We start from the raw sequence: 16550 nt of genomic DNA, 5'->3' as shown, positions 1-16550 counted from the left end.
GCTTCATGACTGTTGAGCTGAACGAAACCGTGCGGGGCCTGCTCGACGCGCCGCACCCCGCCGTCCTGTCGACCATCAACCCCGACGGGAGCCCGCAGAGTTCGGTGATCTGGGTGACCCGCGACGGCGGCGACCTGCTGATCTCCACCGAGCAGGGCCGCCGCAAGGAGCGCAACATCGTCCGCGACGGCCGGGTCGGCCTGACCGTCTTCGACCTGGCCAACCCCTTCCTCTACGCCGAGATCCGCGGCACGGCCACGGTCACCGAGGACGTCGGCCGGGTGGTGGCCGTCCGGATCGCCGAGGAGTACATGGGCCCGGGCGCCGGCAAGGAGTACCAGGACGCCCCGCCCGAGAACGTCCGCGTGGTCGTCCGCATCACCCCGGCCAAGGTCCTCGGCAACGCCGCCCGCCAGGACTGAGGCACCCCCGGCCCGCGCACCTACGGCAGGAGGGGTCTGACCTGTGTCCAGGCGTCGACCGAGGCCGACAGCGGGTCGCCGTCCGCGAGGTGGGGGCGGACGGCCGTCAGCCAGGGGATCAGGGACTTGATGCGGCGCAGGTGCCGGATGCGGTGGTGCGGGAGGTCGCGCCAGACGCGGCCCTGCGCCGCCGCCTGCGCCGGGGCCAGGTCGATCAGCGCGAGCAGCTCCCGGCACAGGGCCGCCGGGTCGCCGCCGCGGTCCGGGCCGAACTGCTGGATCAAGTAGCCCCGTACACAGGCCACTTCGGGCGCCTTGACCAGTTCCGGCATGGCTTCGGCCGCCGCGCAGCGGTGGGTGGCCGCCAGGGCGACCCGGCCCCAGCGCAGCCGGACCTCGTCCGGCAGCCGCTCGTCGCGCATCCGCACGCCGGCCAGGACCCGCAGGGTCCGCGGGTGGGGTTCGTCGTCCAGCGGCGGGGCGGTGGACAGCCAGGCCTCCAGGTCCTCCAGCGAGTGCCCGTCGGGCGGCACCGAGGTCAGCACCTGCCCGCGGGAGAGCAGCGCGACCATGGCGCCCGTGAAGTGGACCTTCGCGGTGTGTCCGGCGTCGAAGGAGCCGACGGCCCGTCCGTACCGCTCGATGCGGCGCAGGCCCATCCGCGACTCGCCGACGGCGTAGACCTGCCCGGTGCGGGCCGTCCCGCCGATGCAGCGGACCACGCACACGCCACCCGTGACGTCGGCCTCCTCGACCGAGTAGACCTGCAGTTCGGCGATGGACAACCCCGGCCCCCTTCCCCGGGCGGCAGGTTACCTCCCGGAGGTTCGGGCCGTGCTCACAAGGAGCCCTGGAGGTGGATACGCGTGCGGGTGACGGCGGAGGCGGCGGCCGAGAAGCCCAGGCTGCGGCTGGGGCCGGTCACCGTGACCCGCAGGCGCCCGCCGCCGCCCGCGCCCGGGCGTACGAGGTCGCCGCCATCGGGGTGGCCGGCGGCGAGACCCGTCATGCGCAGGGCCGGGGGCCGGGGACGAGGCCGGCTCGGTTCACCGCTCGGGCGCTTCCAGTACGAGGCGGATCTCGGTGACCTCGTAGCCGGCCCGGTCGAAGGCGGCGGCCATCGGCAGGTTCACGGTGTCCGTGGTCGCGGTGATGCGCTCGGCGCCCGCCGCCGCGTGGAAGCGGGTGATCTCGGCGAGGACCTCGTCGATCAGGCCCCGGCCGCGCTGCTCCGGTACGACGCCCAGGTAGCCGACGTTGCGGTGGTACGGCGTCGCCGAGGGCACGGCCAGACCGGCGAGGCGGCCGTCGGGCAGGTGGGCCAGGCGCCACCAGGAGCGCTCGCCGGGGCAGCCGAGGTAGAAGTCGAAGTCCTCGCGGGCCAGTTGCTCGGCGTCCATCAGCTCCAGCTCGTGCTGCGTGGCCAGGTCGAGGCTGCCGCGGGAGAGCCGGGCGAACGCGTCCAGCATCTCCTCGTCGGTGCCCTCGCGGAAGACCAGCCGGCCGGTGGGCTCCGCCGTCCCGGCGGCCGGGGTCCACTCGTAGCGCAGCCGCTCGATCTCGCGCGTCAGCCCGGTCCGGTGCGCTGCCTCCCGGCGCCAGGCGACCGCCGCGGCCAGCTCCGGGTCGTCCCGCCAGCCGCGGGGCAGGGAGATGTTGTAGCCGGGTATCCCGCCGAAGGCGCAGTGGCCGGTGTCCAGCAGGCCGGCGGCGACCGCGGCCGGGTCGGCCACCCCGGCCGCGACCTGGAGGCAGTCCAGCGCGATCGGCTGCTCGCTGTCGGCCCGGCCCCACCAGACGGCACGGGCCAGGATCCGCCCGTCCTCGTCCTCGGCGGTCCGGATCCACTCGGGGCGGATCCGGTTCGCGGCGAGCTCCTCGCGGATCCTCCCGGCGGTCAGGGCGGGGACGGGGCCGTCGGCCGGATGGGCGACGGCGCGGTCCAGGTCTGCGGGGCCTGCGGTGGCGGCACGGAAGATCATCCGCAGATGATCACACGACCCTGCGGCGCCGGCCAGGGCTTTCCCCGCGGGAACGGCCGATGGCCGGTCTCCTCGGGGGAGACCGGCCATCGGTGTCGTGCTGCGTGCTCGTGTCCGCTACGACCAGGTGATCAGCCGGCGCGGGTGTTCCAGGACCGCCGCGATGTCGGCGAGGAACTTGGAGCCGAGCTCGCCGTCGATGAGACGGTGGTCGAAGGACAGCGCCAGCGTGGTGACCTGGCGGGGCTTGACCTTGCCCTTGTGGACCCACGGCTGGAGCTTGATCGCACCGACCGCGAGGATCGCGGACTCGCCCGGGTTCAGGATGGGCGTACCGGTGTCGACGCCGAAGACGCCGACGTTGGTGATGGTGATCGTGCCGTTCTGCATGTCCGCCGGGGAGGTCTTGCCGTCGCGGGCCGTGGCGACCAGCGAGGACAGGGACTCCGACAGCTCGCCCAGGGTCTTGGCGTGCGCGTCCTTGATGTTCGGGACGATCAGCCCGCGGGGGGTGGCCGCCGCGATACCCAGGTTGACGTAGTGCTTGAGCACGATCTCCTGGGCCGCCTCGTCCCAGGACGCGTTGACGTCCGGGTTGCGGCGGATGGCGACCAGGACGGCCTTCGCGATCAGGAGCAGCGGGTTGATCCGCAAGCCCGCGAGGTCCGGGTCGTCCTTGAGCTCCTGGACCAGCTTCATCGTGCGGGTCACGTCGAGGGTGATGAACTCGGTGACGTGCGGCGCGGTGAAGGCCGAGCCGACCATGGCCTGGGCGGTGACCTTGCGGACGCCCTTGACGGGGATACGGGTCTCCCGCGCCGACGGCTCGACCGCCGGGGCGGCGGCGGCCTCGGCCACCGGGGCCGGGACCTGGGCCTGCGGCGCGACGGGCGCCGCCGCGGGCGCGGCCTGCGGGGCGATCGCCGCGGCGGCCGCCGCGTGGACGTCCTCCCGGGTCACGACCCCGCCGTCACCGGTGGGTACCACCGAGGCCAGGTCGATGCCGAGGTCCTTGGCGAGCTTGCGCACCGGCGGCTTGGCCAGCGGGCGCTCACCGCCCGGCTGCGCCGGGACCGCGGGGAGCACCGGAGCGGCGGCCGGAGCGGCGGCGGGGGCCGCCGTGCCGTTCTGCGCGGCCGTGCCCGCCGGGGCCTTGCGCGGGCGGCGCTTGGTGGAGGCGGTGGAGACGCCGTAGCCGACCAGCACGGGCTGGCGGGCCTCGGCGACGGGCTCCTCGGCGGCCGGAGCCGGAGCCGCCGGGGCGGCGTCGGCGACGGGCGCGGCGGCCTCCTGGACCGGGGCGTCGGCGGCGGCGCCTGCGGTCTGCACCGAGATGATCACCTGGCCGACGTCGACCGTGGTGCCCTCCTCGAAGAGGAGCGCGTGCACGGTGCCGTCGAACGGGATCGGCAGCTCGACGGCGGCCTTGGCCGTCTCGACCTCGCAGACGACCTGGCCGTCGGTGACCGTGTCACCGGGCTGGACGTACCACTTGAGGATCTCGGCCTCGGTGAGGCCCTCGCCCACGTCGGGCATCTTGAATTCGCGGATGGTCATGGAACGTGGCTCCTCAGTACGCCAGCGAACGGTCGACGGCGTCGAGCACCCGGTCCAGGCCCGGCAGGTACTCGTCCTCCAGGCGGGCCGGCGGGTACGGGGCGTGGAAACCGCCCACGCGCAGCACCGGCGCCTCCAGGTGGTAGAAGCACCGCTCGGTGATGCGGGCGGCGATCTCCGAACCCACGCCGAGGAAGACCGGCGCCTCGTGGACGACCACGAGCCGGCGGGTCCTCTCCACCGACGCCTGGATCCCGTCGAAGTCGACCGGGGACATCGAGCGCAGGTCCAGGACCTCGACCGACTTCCCCTCCTCGGCGGCCGCGGCCGCCGCCTCCAGGCAGACCTTCACCATCGGGCCGTAGGCGGCCAGGGTGAGGTCGGCGCCCTCGCGCACCACACGCGACTTGTGCAGCTCGCCGGGGATGGCCTCGGTGTCGACCTCGCCCTTGTCCCAGTAGCGGCGCTTCGGCTCGAAGAAGATCACCGGGTCGTCGCTGAGGATCGCCTGCTGGAGCATCCAGTAGGCGTCGGAGGCGTTCGACGGGGAGACCACCTTCAGGCCCGCGACGTGCGCGAAGAGCGCCTCCGGGGACTCCGAGTGGTGCTCGACCGCGCCGATGGCGCCGCCGTACGGGATGCGCACGACGACCGGCATCTTGATCTTGCCCAGGGCGCGCGCGTGCATCTTCGCGAGCTGCGTGACGATCTGGTCGTACGCGGGGAAGACGAAACCGTCGAACTGGATCTCCACGACCGGCCGGTAGCCGCGCAGGGCCAGGCCGATGGCGGTACCGACGATGCCCGACTCGGCGAGCGGGGTGTCGATGACCCGCTCCTCGCCGAAGTCCTTCTGCAGACCGTCGGTGATCCGGAAGACACCGCCCAGCTTGCCGACGTCCTCACCCATGATCAGGACCTTCGGGTCCTGCTCCAGGGCCTTGCGCAGCGACTCGTTGAGCGCCTTCGCGATCGACATCTTCTCGATGGCCATGGTGGTCACTCCCCACCCTCGAAGGACGCGAGGTAGGCGGCGAACTGGGCGCGCTCCTCGTCGACGAGCGCGTGCCCGTCCGCGTAGACGTTCTCGAAGATCGCCATGGTGTCCGGGTCGGGCATGGCGCGCACGGCCTCGCGCACGCGCTTGCCCATGGCCTCGCTCTCGGCCTCCAGCTCCTCGAAGAACGCCTCGTCGGCGCCCCCGGTGGCCAGCAGGTGGGCCTTCAGGCGCTGGATGGGGTCCTTGGACTCCCAGGCCGCCCGCTCCTCGTCCCGCCGGTACTTCGTCGGGTCGTCGGAGGTGGTGTGCGCGCCCATGCGGTACGTGAACGCCTCGACCAGGGTCGGGCCCTCGCCGCGGCGCGCCCGGTCCAGCGCCCAGCGGGTCACGGCCAGGCAGGCCAGCACGTCGTTGCCGTCGACGCGGACGCCGGGGAAGCCGAAGCCCTGCGCGCGCTGGTAGAGCGGCACGCGCATCTGGCGCTCGGTCGGCTCGGAGATCGCCCACTGGTTGTTCTGGCAGAAGAACACCACGGGGGAGTTGTAGACGGCGGAGAAGTTGAAGGCCTCCATCACGTCGCCCTGGCTGGACGCGCCGTCGCCGAAGTAGGCGATCACGGCCGCGTCGGCGCCGTCCTTGGCCACGCCCATCGCGTAACCGGTCGCGTGGAGCGTCTGCGAGCCGATGACGATCGTGTAGAGGTGGAAGTTGTTCAGGTTCGGGTCCCAGCCGCCGTGGTTCACACCGCGGAACATGCCGAGCAGGTTGGTCGGGTCGACCCCGCGGCACCAGGCCACACCGTGCTCACGGTAGGTCGGGAACACGTAGTCCGCGTCGTTCAGCGCCCGGCCGGAGCCGATCTGCGCGGCCTCCTGGCCGAGGAGCGAGGCCCACAGGCCCAGCTCGCCCTGACGCTGCAGGGCGGTCGCCTCACCGTCGAAGCGGCGGGTCATGACCATGTCGCGGTACAGGCCGCGCAGGTCCTCGGTGGTGATGTCTGCGACGAAGGGGGCGAACTCGGCGTTCTCCGCGTTGTCGACGCGGTCCCCTTCGGGCGTCAGCAGCTGTACGAGCTGAGGTTCAGCGTCCTGCGTCTGCGCGGTGGCAGCGGCGGGCTTGGCGGCGCTCGCCGCACCTGCCGCCCGCTTGGTGCCGCTGCTGCGTCGCGGCTTGCGCGCGGCAGTGCTCTCCACGGTCACTTGTGCTCCTCCGTCGGTCCGGCACCCGGGTTCTCCGGGGTCCAGTGCGGCTCACCTGCATCCGTAACGAGCGCACGGGGTGGGTGCGCGTCGCGTACGGGATTCAGGCGTGACAGGCGTCCCGGCGAGTGCCCTGCGCAATGCACGTTACCCAGTGCGCCGCATAACTGCGAAACCCCGTTTGACCTGCGTTTTTGCTTGGATTTCCAAGTAAATCCGCAGCGGCGGGAACAACCACTGGTCACAGCCTTGCAGGGGCCGGGAACAACGGCACGTTATCCCGGGTAACTCCGGCAGGGAAGGGGTGAGTGTGTGAAACTGACTTCGTGCGCGAAGACGGAAAAATCAAGGTATTCCTCCTGGACGACCACGAAGTGGTCCGTCGGGGCGTCCACGAGCTGCTCTCGGTCGAGGAGGACATCGAGATCGTCGGAGAGGCCGGTACGGCCGCCGATGCCCTGGTCCGTATTCCCGCCACCCGCCCCGACGTGGCCGTTCTCGACGTCAGGCTGCCGGACGGCAGCGGCGTGGAGGTGTGCCGCGAGGTGCGCTCCCAGGACGAGGACGTCAAGTGCCTGATGCTGACCTCGTTCGCCGACGACGAGGCGCTCTTCGACGCGATCATGGCCGGCGCCTCGGGCTATGTGCTCAAGGCGATCCGGGGGAACGAGCTGCTCAGTGCCGTGCGTGACGTCGCCGCCGGCAAGTCGCTGCTGGACCCGGTCGCCACCGCCCGCGTACTGGAGCGGCTGCGGGACGGCAAGAGCGGCCAGGGCGACGACCGGCTCGCCAACCTCACCGAGCAGGAGCGGAAAATCCTCGACCTGATCGGGGAAGGCCTGACCAACCGCGTGATCGGCGAGCGCCTGCACCTGGCGGAGAAGACGATCAAGAACTACGTCTCCAGCCTGCTCTCCAAGCTGGGCATGGAGCGCCGCTCCCAGGCCGCCGCCTATGTGGCCCGCCTGCAGGCCGAGAAGCGCTAGAAGGCCTACCAGGGGCGTACGGAGCCGACAATTCCAATTCCCGGACGCTCCGCTCCGGTCGGTGCGGTTCACCGGAACGGGAATCCCGAACGGCTGTGCGGGAGCGCCTTCTGACGGGGCGCCCATGAGAACGGGCCCGGCGGAATCCGATTCCGCCGGGCCCGTCCCCGTACTCACTCAGCGCTCTCGGGTCCCGGCGGCGGCGGGGTCTTGGTCGGCTGCGTGGTGACGGGAGCGCTCTTGGTCGGCGTGGCGGTCGCCGTCGCCGTGGCCGTCCTGGTCGCCGTCGCGGTCGGCGACTGCGTCGCGGTCGCCGACGGCGACTGGCTGACGGTCTGCGTCCGGCTGCGGGTCGGCGCCGGCACGTTGTCGTTGTTCGTCGGCGTGTTGTCCGTGGGCTGGCGCGATTGCGTGGGGTTGTTCGGCGAGTCCGACGCGCTCGGCTTGACGCTGGGCGTGGTCTGGCTCGTCCCCGGATCCTGCTTCTCGCCGCCCTTTCCACCACCGCCGCCCACGCCGTTGACGGCGTAGGCCACGCCGCCCGCGATCGCGACGATCGCGAGCACCGCGAACAGCCACATCTTCCAGCGGCCGCCGCTGCCGCCCCGGTCGTCGTAGACCTCGTACCCGCCGCTGTGCCCGCCCTGGCCTCCGGGTGCGCCGGGGAAGGCCGTGCCGTCGTCCGGGTTCAGCGGCGGCACCATCGGCTGCTGGAACTGCGAGGTCGAGGCGTTCGAGACGTACCGCTGCCCGCCGCCGCCCCCGCCCACGGGCGGCATGGCCGTGGTGGCGGCGACGCCGCCGCGCCCGTGCGGCAGCGACATGGTGACCGGGCCGGTGTTCCAGGTACCGGTGTTCGCCCCCTGGTCGTGCAGCATCTGGAGCGCGTACTGGACCAGCCCGCGCATCTCCTCGGCGCTCTGGAACCGGTCGTCCGGGTCCTTGGCGAGGGAGCGCATGACGAGGCCGTCGAGCTCCTGCGGGATGTGGTGGCCCTCCGGCAGCTGCGAGGGCGGCACCGGCGCGTCCTGGACGTGCTGGTAGACCACGGAGAGCGGGGTCTCGCCGGTGAACGGGGGGCGCAGCGCGAGGAGTTCGTAGAGCAGGCAGCCGGTCGCGTACAGGTCGCTGCGGTGGTCCACGGCCTTGCCGAGGGCCTGTTCGGGCGACAGGTACTGCGGGGTGCCCATGACCATGCCGGTCTGGGTCATCGTCGCCTGCCCGCCGTGCAGGGCGCGGGCGATGCCGAAGTCCATCACCTTCACGGCGCCGGCATCGGTGATGATCACGTTCGCGGGCTTGATGTCGCGGTGGACGATGCCGTGCTGGTGCGAGTAGGCGAGGGCCTCGAGCACGCCCGAGACGATGATGAGCGCCTGCTCCGGCCCCGGGGCCTCGGCGCTGATCAGCAGATCGCGGATGGTGCGGCCCTCGACCAGCTCCATGACGATGTACGGGACGGTGTTCGGACCGACGCGGTCCTCGCCCGAGTCGTACACGGCGACGACGGCGTGGTGGTTGAGTCCGGCGACGGACTGCGCCTCGCGCGTGAAGCGGGCCTTGGACACCGGGTCCTCGGCCAGGTCGGCGCGCAGCAGCTTCACGGCGACGGTGCGGCCCAGGCGCACGTCCTCGGCTGCGAAGACCTCCGCCATACCGCCGCGGCCCAGCCGGTGCGTCATCCGGTAACGGCCGTCGCCTACCAGGCCGCCGTCGCCCCAGTGCTCAGGACCGTCGGTCATCCCGGCGCCGTTTCCCTCGGGTTCGGGTGCCATCAGTCCTCGCCGTCGTCTCTCTCGGCCGCCGCTGCGCGGTAGTCCTCTTCTGTGGTTCTCCGGTGAACGCTACAGCCTCCGAACCGGTCGCCGTTCGGACAAGGCCACCCTGTGCACGTGTGGTCACGGAACGGGCACCTGGCTTGACGTGTGCTTGCCCTGGGGCAGACTGGGCGCCAGCCGTGCCCGGCCGGAGGCACGGGGACACGTCCCGAGGGGAAGCAACAGTCATGAGCCAGGACGGCACTCAGGGCCAGTACGCGGGCGGCTCTCTGGCCGGTGGCCGTTACCAGCTAAGGGACTTGCTGGGGGCGGGCGGCATGGCCTCCGTGTACCTGGCGTACGACTCGGCGCTCGACCGGCAGGTCGCCATCAAGACCCTGCACAGCGACCTCGGCCGGGAGCAGTCCTTCCGCGAGCGCTTCCGCCGCGAGGCCCAGGCTGTAGCGAAACTGTCGCACACGAACATCGTCTCGGTCTTCGACACCGGCGAGGGCGAAGTGACGTTCGGCGGCGGCCGCCCGGACGACGGCGCCGTGATGCCGTACATCGTCATGGAGTACGTGGAGGGCAAGCCGCTCGGCTCGGTGCTCGACGCGGACATCCGGCAGTACGGCGCCATGCCGGCGGACAAGGCGCTGAAGGTGACGGCCGACGTGCTGGCCGCCTTGGAGACCAGCCACGAGATGGGGCTCGTCCACCGCGACATCAAGCCCGGCAACGTGATGGTGAACAAGCGCGGCGTGGTGAAGGTGATGGACTTCGGCATCGCCCGCGCCATGCAGTCGGGGGTCACCTCGATGACGCAGACCGGCATGGTCGTCGGCACCCCGCAGTACCTCTCGCCCGAACAGGCCCTGGGCCGCGGCGTCGACGCCCGGTCCGACCTGTACTCGGTCGGCATCATGCTGTTCCAGCTGCTGACGGGGCGGCTCCCGTTCGACGCGGACTCGCCGCTGGCCATCGCCTACGCGCATGTCCAGGAGGAGCCGGTCGCGCCGTCCTCCATCAACCGGTCGGTGACCCCGGCGATGGACGCGCTGGTGGCGCGCGCGCTGAAGAAGAACCCGAACGAGCGTTTCCCCACGGCCGCGGCGATGGGCGACGAGGTCGCGCGCGTGCTGGGCTCCGGGCAGACGGGCGCGCCGGTCATCGTGCAGGGCCAGGGGCCCCTGAGCAGCGGGGCGGGGGTGTCCTCGGCCGTGTTCCCGCCGGTGGACTCCGGTCTCCAGGCCCCGCCGCCGTCGGTGCAGCAGCCCTACCAGGCGCCGCACACCCCCACGCCGACCCCGTACGCGCCCGCGCCGGCCCCGCAGCCGCACGCGGCGCAGGGCGGCGGCTACGCCTACCCGCACACGCCCCCGCCGCCGCAGCAGTACGCCCCGCAGACCCCGCCCCCGTACGTCATCTCCCCGTCGGGCACGGCGAGCCCGTCCGGCTCCGGCGGCGGCAGGCGGAACACGCCGGTGGTCGTGGGCGCGGTCGTGGTGGCGCTGCTGGCCGTGGGCGGCCTGATCGCGGCGATCTCGATGAACGGGGACGACAAGGAGAAGGGCGGCACCGGCACCACGGCTGATCCGGGCACCTCGGCGTCCGCGTCCGCGAAGGCCGGGTTCAAGGGGCCCGACGTCTCGCGCACGATCGACCCGAAGAAGTGCTCGGAGCCGGTGAAGCACTACAGCGAGGCCGGCAAGTACTCGGCGCCGGACCTCAAGTACAAGAACCTGCTGTCGGTGAAGGCCTGCATCCAGGCCTCGGGCGGCAAGTACACGATCATCCCCAAGGACGAGGCCGTGTACGGCAAGGACACGGTGCTGGTCCAGTCCCCGGCCGCCGGCGAGAAGATCAACAAGGAGGGCACGGAGTACACGCTCACCGTGTCCACCGGCAATCCGGAGTAGCCGGAGCGGCCGAAGGATTTACGGCGCGGCCGGCACGACACACCGGCCTTCACAACACACCGGCATCCCGGGCACCCGACAGGGCGTCCGGGATGCCGGTTTTGCCCCACTATGTAAATCTGAGCGCATCTCGCCGGCTCCGGCGAGCACGCCGGCCGCTCGGGACGGGAGGGGCTCCCCGTGATCCAAGGCTTCCGCCCGTCGCGCTGGCTGGCCTGCGCCGCGCTGACCGCGGCCGCCCTCACGCCCGCCGCCTCCGCGTACGCCGGACCGCTCACCCCCGCCCACCGGACCGGCGGGGGCGCGGCGCACGCCGCCCGGCCGGGGTACGTCCCGTCGGCCCCGTCGGCCGCGGCGCGCACCACCGCCGAGGAGGCCGACGAGGACGGCGGTCCCCGCGAGGAGCTGGCGGGGAGCGCCGCCGGGGTGGGCCGCGAGCGGCCCGGCCGGCCGGCCGGTGAGCCCGCCGACCCCGAGCTGCTCATCGCCTCCCGGCCACTGCCGGTGCGCCCGCGCACCGAACCCGTGCCGCCGCCGGCGCCGCCCTCCGCGCCCCCGCCGACGGTGTCGCAGCCCCCGGCCGCCGACCCGACAGTGCGTGACGCCGTCAGCGCGCTCGGTACCGAGCCGAACGACCGCGCCGCGGACCTGGCCGCGCACATACTGCCGCTGGGCACCGGATTCGCCCTGATGGGGCTGGGTCTGGGCTATCTGGGCGTACGGCTGCGGCGGAGCGCGTAGGCCCGTCCCGCTTCCCGGAACCGGCCCGGCGATGGTTGCCGAGCGTGAACATACTCGGTATACATACCGAGTATGTCGATCCGTCATGGGCTGCTCGCCCTCCTGGAACGGGGTCCTCGGTACGGCTCCCAGCTGCGCACCGAGTTCGAATCCCGGACCGGCTCCACCTGGCCCCTCAACGTCGGGCAGGTCTACACGACCCTCGCCCGGCTCGAACGCGACGGCCTCGTCGCACCCGACGGCGAGGACGCCGCGGGACACACGCTCTACGCCATCACCGACACCGGGCGCGCCGAACTGCGCGAGTGGTACGAGCGCCCCGTCGACCGGGCGAATCCGCCCCGGGACGAGCTGGCCATCAAACTCGCCATGGCCGTGGGATCCACGGGCGTGGACATCCGCGCCGTCATCCAGTCCCAGCGGCACGCCACGATCCGCGCGATGCAGGACTACACCCGGCTCAAGGCCACCGCGCTCGCCGCGCTGGAGAGCGGGCAGGCCCGCGAACGCGACGACGTCGCCTGGCTGCTCGTCCTGGAACAGCTGATCTTCCAGACCGAGGCCGAGGCGCGCTGGCTCGACCACTGCGAAGCCCGGCTCGTCCGGCTCTCCCTGACGGCCGACCGGAGAGCCGCCGCGCCCGAACCGCCCCAGGCCGCCGCCGACGACGCCCCGGCCCCGACCACCACCGACCGGCCCCGCACCGCCCGTACGCGGCGCGCCTGAACCACGTTCCAGGGGGGAACCCTCATGTCCGACCGGCACCAGACCCGGCAACCCGTCCTGCAGTTGGAGCGGCTCGTCCGCACCCACGGCAGCGGTGCCACCGAAGTGCACGCCCTGCGCGGCATCGACCTCGCCGTCCACCCCGGCGAACTCGTCGCCGTCATGGGCCCTTCCGGCTCCGGCAAGTCCACGCTGCTGACCCTCGCCGGCGGCCTCGACACCCCCAGCAGCGGCCGGGTGCTGGTCGAGGGCACCGACATCACCACCGCGAGCCGCAAGCAGCTCGCCTCGCTGCGCCGCCGCAGCATCGGCTACGTCTTCCAGGACTACAACCTCATCCCGGCCCTCACCGCCGCCGAGAACGTGGCCCTGCCGCTCGAACTGGACGGCACCTCGGCCCGCAAGGCCCGCGTCGCGGCCCTCGCGGCGCTGGCGGAGATGAACCTGGGCGTCCTCGCCGACCGCTTCCCCGACGAGATGTCCGGCGGTCAGCAGCAGCGCGTCGCCATCGCCCGCGCCCTGGTCGGCGACCGGCGCCTCGTCCTCGCCGACGAGCCGACGGGCGCCCTCGACTCCGAGACCGGCGAATCCGTCCTCGGTCTGCTGCGCTCCCGCTGCGACGCGGGCGCGGCCGGGGTCCTCGTCACCCACGAGCCGCGGTTCGCCGCGTGGGCAGACCGCGTGGTGTTCCTCCGCGACGGCAGCGTGGTCGACGAGACCCTGCGCAGCCACGCCGACTCCCTCCTCTCCGGGCAGGCGGGCATCCAGTGACCTCCTCACTCCAGGGCTGGTACCACTCCTGGGTCGCCGCCGTGCGCATCGCGCGCCGGGACGCCTGGCGCGCCAAGGGCCGCAGCTCCCTGGTCCTCGCGATGATCGCCCTGCCGATCGTCGGCGTGAGCGCCGCCGACCTCACCCTGCGCAGCGCCGAACTCTCCCCCGACCAGGCCGTCAGCCGCCAGGTCGGCGCCTCCGACGCCCGGATCAGCACCTCGCACGCGGGCAGGCCGGTCTACCAGGTGCCCGACGGATCGCACTACGTGCCCGTCGGCGGCTTCGACGACGCAAACACCCCGTCGAAACCGCCGGAGGAGTCCCTGGACCAGGTGGCCGCCGCGCTCCCGCCCGGGACCCGGATCCTGAAGGACACCGGCGGCTACGGCAAGGTCCGCACCAAGCACGGCCTGCTCGACACTGATCTGCGCGAGATCGACCTGCACGACCCGCTGGCGAAGGGCCTGTTCACACTCGACCGGGGCCGACTGCCCGAGCGGGCGGGCGAGATCGTCGCGACCAACGCCTTCCTGGAGAACTCCGGCCTGTACGTCGGCTCGTCCGTCACCCCGCGCGGCGCCGCCTCCGCCTACAAGATCGTCGGCGCGTACGAGCTGCCGAACGACCTCAAGAGGGACCAGATCGCCGCCCCGCCCGGCAGCCTGATCGCCCCGCTCGACAAGGCGCTCCGGGCCTCCCGGGGCGTCGGAGTGCTCCCGGAGGACTCCTACCTGGTCACGGTGGGCGGTGACGGTTTCACGTGGAACATGGTCCAGGCGGCCAACGCCAAGTCCCTGGTCGTCGTCTCCCGTGCCGTCGCCAACCATCCGCCCGCCGACGCCGACGTCCCCCTCTACCGGCAGGAACCCAAGGCACAGTTCGAGCGCAGCGCCGGCGGCGCCACCGAAATGGCCATCCTGGCCACGATCGTGGGCCTCGCCATGCTGGAGATCTGCCTGCTCGCCGGACCGGCCTTCGCGGTCGGCGCCCGCCGCTCACGTCGCCAGCTCGGCCTGGTCGGCGCCAACGGCGGCGACCGCCGCCACATCCGTTCCATCGTGCTCTCCGGCGGCCTGGTCATCGGCGCCGCGGCCGCCGTCTGCGGCACCACGATCGGCATCACCCTGACCGTCGTCCTCCAGCCGGTCCTGGAAGAGCAACTCGGCAACCGCTTCGGCGGCCTCGACTTCCGTCCGCTGGAACTGGCCGGCATCGCCCTGCTCGCCGTGGTGACCGGACTGCTGTCCGCGATCGTCCCCGCGGTGACCGCCTCCCGGCAGACGGTCCTGGCCTCGCTGACCGGCCGCCGCGGTGTGCGCCGCTCCAACCGGGTGCTGCCGGTCGCCGGCCTGGTCGCCGTCGCCGTCGGCGCCGGGGTCGCCCTGTACGGCAGCGTGTCGGACATGGGCGCCGCCGTCGTCGCGGGCGGCAGCGCACTGGCCGAGCTCGGCATCGTCGCCCTCACCCCGGTCCTGGTCGGCGCCTTCGGGCGGCTCGGGCGCTGGCTGCCGCTGTCCCCGCGGCTCGCGCTGCGCGACGCCGTGCGCAACCGGGGCCGTACGGCGCCCGCCGTCGCCGCGGTCCTGGCCGCCGTCGCCGGCACCGTGGCGGTGGCCACGTACCAGCACAGCAGTGACATCCAGGCCCGGCACGAGTACGTCGCCGATCTGCCGCACGGCACCGGTCAGCTGCTGACCTCGGAGAACGGCGCCCACCAGGAGGTCCCCGCCCTGCGCGAGGCCCTCACCAAGCAGCTCCCGGTGGCCCAGCGCGCTGACGTGGACCGGCTGGTCGTCGGCAGGCCGGGCTGCGAGACGTTCTCCGAGGACCCCACCTGCGGCCGCGTCGAGATCATCACGCCCAAGGACCAGCGGTGCCCACTCTACGAGAGCCCCGACGGCCCCGACGACTTCAGCGCGGAGGACGCCCGCCGGCTGCGCCAGGACTGGCGCTGCAAGGGCGGCATGCGGGGCACGCAGTACTCCACGGTCGTCGCCGACGAGAAGCTGCTGAGCATCCTCGCGGTCACCGACCCGGGCTCCGTGTCCGCCCTGAAGCAGGGCCGGGCCCTCGCCTTCGACCGGCGGCAGGTCAAGGACGGCAAGGTCACCCTGCGGATCGTCGCCGGCTCGGACAGGGAGGAGATCTTCACCGGTCCGGCCAAGGAACCGGTCGGCGTGGACAAGATCCTCCCCGTCCACCTGGCACCGGAGGGCACCGAGAGCTGGGGCCTCGAACTGGTGCTGCCGCCCGCGGCCGTCCAGGCCACCGGGCTGACCACGGCACCGATCGGCTCCTACTTCGCCCTCGACGGGACGGCCACCTCCGAGCAGCGGCAGCGCATCGCCGGGGACATCGACCGGATGGGCGTGGAGGCCTCCCTGCGGATCGAGGCGGGCTACCAGGGCGACGACAGCCTGGTCCTGCTCGCCCTGACCGTCTTCGCCGGTCTGGTCACCATCGGCGCGGCCGGCATCGCCACCGGGCTGTCCCAGGCCGACGCCGAGGCCGATCTGAAGACGCTGGCAGCGGTGGGCGCCCCGCCGCGGGTGCGGCGGACGCTGAGCGGCTTCCAGTGCGGGGTGGTGGCCCTGATGGGCGTCGTCCTGGGCTCGGCGGCCGGCATCCTGCCCGCGATCGGTCTGCGTCTGACGCAGCGACGGGAACTGGAGGCGCTCGCCCAGCGGGCCGTCGCCGACGGCCATGCCCTGGCGGGCGAGTCCGTGCCGTTCGTTCCGATAGCCGTGCCGTGGGAGACCCTCGCCCAGCTGCTCGTCGTGGTCCCGCTGGGCGCGGCCCTGCTGGCGGCGCTCGTCACCCGCTCCAGCGGCGCCCTGGCCCGCCGGGCCGCGGGCTAGGGACCGGGGATGGTGCCCCCGTACAGGGTGGATCACGGCTGTACGGGGGCACACCGAGTGAGAACGAAGGTGTGCGAGAGAATGACGGCATGGAGATGCCGAGGAGTGAACGGTCGCAGGACAGTCCCCCGCACGTCCTGATCGTGGGACAGGACGGGACGGCGGTCGGCGACGCCGATGACGAGTCGCGCGAGGTCCCGGTGACGGAAATGGTCGAACAGCCCGCCAAGGTCATGCGGATCGGCAGCATGATCAAGCAACTCCTGGAAGAGGTACGCGCCGCGCCCCTCGACGAGGCGAGCCGCGTCAGGCTCAAGGACATCCACGCTGCTTCCGTGAAGGAGCTGGAGGACGGCCTGGCCCCGGAGCTCGTGGAGGAACTGGAGCGCCTGTCCCTCCCGTTCACCGAGGAGGCCATCCCCTCCGAGGCCGAACTGCGCATCGCACAGGCACAGTTGGTCGGCTGGCTGGAGGGCCTCTTCCACGGCATCCAGACCGCTCTGTTCGCGCAGCAGATGGCCGCGCGGGCCCAGTTGGAGCAGATGCGCCGCGCCCTCCCGCCCGGCGGTCCGCACGACGACGACGAGGACGGCAGCCACGGCCCGGTCCGCTCCGGCCCCTACCTCTAG

General features: G+C 72.6%; 15 protein-coding genes. 8 read left to right on the top strand and 7 right to left on the bottom strand.

Annotated elements, in window-relative coordinates; translation table 11 throughout:
• Positions 1 to 5: 5 nt before the first annotated feature.
• Complete coding sequence (locus tag AAT21_RS16870) at positions 6 to 422, top strand: PPOX class F420-dependent oxidoreductase (protein WP_046777697.1); 417 nt, start codon at positions 6 to 8, stop codon at positions 420 to 422.
• A 20-nt stretch (positions 423 to 442) separates the two neighbouring features.
• Here AAT21_RS16870 and AAT21_RS16865 read toward each other — a convergent pair whose 3' ends face one another.
• From AAT21_RS16865 to pdhA, 6 genes are all read right to left on the bottom strand, one after another.
• Positions 443 to 1207 carry a hypothetical protein gene (locus AAT21_RS16865; RefSeq protein ID WP_046777696.1) on the bottom strand — a complete coding sequence of 255 codons (765 nt, stop codon included), beginning with the start codon at positions 1205 to 1207 and terminating at the stop codon, positions 443 to 445.
• 53 nt (positions 1208 to 1260) lie between these two features.
• Positions 1261 to 1431, bottom strand: coding sequence for a hypothetical protein (locus AAT21_RS37600; protein ID WP_157879727.1), 171 nt, complete (start codon positions 1429 to 1431; stop codon positions 1261 to 1263).
• Between the two features lie 37 nt (positions 1432 to 1468).
• Positions 1469 to 2404 (bottom strand): GNAT family N-acetyltransferase, encoded by a 936-nt coding sequence (locus AAT21_RS16860; RefSeq protein WP_079025756.1) that lies wholly within the window; start codon positions 2402 to 2404, stop codon positions 1469 to 1471.
• 117 nt (positions 2405 to 2521) lie between these two features.
• The gene (locus tag AAT21_RS16855) at positions 2522 to 3961 is read right to left on the bottom strand and encodes a dihydrolipoamide acetyltransferase family protein (RefSeq protein ID WP_046777695.1); all 1440 of its coding nucleotides are present in this window, start codon (positions 3959 to 3961) and stop codon (positions 2522 to 2524) included.
• Between the two features lie 13 nt (positions 3962 to 3974).
• The gene (locus tag AAT21_RS16850) at positions 3975 to 4955 is read right to left on the bottom strand and encodes an alpha-ketoacid dehydrogenase subunit beta (protein WP_046778403.1); all 981 of its coding nucleotides are present in this window, start codon (positions 4953 to 4955) and stop codon (positions 3975 to 3977) included.
• Positions 4956 to 4960: 5 nt separating this feature from the next.
• Complete coding sequence (gene pdhA / locus AAT21_RS16845) at positions 4961 to 6160, bottom strand: pyruvate dehydrogenase (acetyl-transferring) E1 component subunit alpha (protein ID WP_030956672.1); 1200 nt, start codon at positions 6158 to 6160, stop codon at positions 4961 to 4963.
• A gap of 326 nt (positions 6161 to 6486) precedes the next feature.
• Here pdhA and AAT21_RS16840 point away from each other — a divergent pair, with 326 nt between their 5' ends.
• On the top strand, positions 6487 to 7146 hold the full coding sequence (locus tag AAT21_RS16840; protein WP_046777694.1) for a response regulator: 660 nt from the start codon (positions 6487 to 6489) through the stop codon (positions 7144 to 7146).
• 173 nt (positions 7147 to 7319) lie between these two features.
• Here the strand turns inward: AAT21_RS16840 and AAT21_RS16835 are convergent, their stop codons facing one another.
• Positions 7320 to 8921, bottom strand: coding sequence for a protein kinase domain-containing protein (locus AAT21_RS16835; protein WP_046777693.1), 1602 nt, complete (start codon positions 8919 to 8921; stop codon positions 7320 to 7322).
• Positions 8922 to 9151: 230 nt separating this feature from the next.
• Between AAT21_RS16835 and AAT21_RS16830 the strand changes: the two genes are divergently transcribed.
• The 6 genes from AAT21_RS16830 to AAT21_RS16805 all read left to right on the top strand — a co-directional run bounded on the left by AAT21_RS16830 (position 9152) and on the right by AAT21_RS16805 (position 16550).
• Entirely contained in the window at positions 9152 to 10822 is a 1671-nt protein-coding gene (locus tag AAT21_RS16830) for a protein kinase domain-containing protein (protein WP_046777692.1), read from the top strand.
• Positions 10823 to 11002: 180 nt separating this feature from the next.
• Positions 11003 to 11563, top strand: coding sequence for a hypothetical protein (locus AAT21_RS34515; RefSeq protein ID WP_052757839.1), 561 nt, complete (start codon positions 11003 to 11005; stop codon positions 11561 to 11563).
• Between the two features lie 72 nt (positions 11564 to 11635).
• The gene (locus tag AAT21_RS16820; protein ID WP_046777691.1) at positions 11636 to 12289 is read left to right on the top strand and encodes a PadR family transcriptional regulator; all 654 of its coding nucleotides are present in this window, start codon (positions 11636 to 11638) and stop codon (positions 12287 to 12289) included.
• A 24-nt stretch (positions 12290 to 12313) separates the two neighbouring features.
• A complete protein-coding gene (locus AAT21_RS16815) occupies positions 12314 to 13060 on the top strand; it encodes an ABC transporter ATP-binding protein (protein WP_046777690.1) in 747 nt (248 codons plus the stop codon).
• A gap of 101 nt (positions 13061 to 13161) precedes the next feature.
• Entirely contained in the window at positions 13162 to 15921 is a 2760-nt protein-coding gene (locus tag AAT21_RS16810) for an ABC transporter permease (RefSeq protein ID WP_235439015.1), read from the top strand.
• Between the two features lie 89 nt (positions 15922 to 16010).
• Positions 16011 to 16550 carry a bacterial proteasome activator family protein gene (locus tag AAT21_RS16805; protein ID WP_046777688.1) on the top strand — a complete coding sequence of 180 codons (540 nt, stop codon included), beginning with the start codon at positions 16011 to 16013 and terminating at the stop codon, positions 16548 to 16550.

It is taken from the genome of Streptomyces yangpuensis (genome assembly GCF_001005295.1).
Classification (GTDB): Bacteria; Actinomycetota; Actinomycetes; order Streptomycetales; family Streptomycetaceae; genus Streptomyces; species Streptomyces yangpuensis.
Note: the sequence above shows the minus strand (reverse complement) of the source record. Positions and strands in the feature narration are given on the sequence as shown.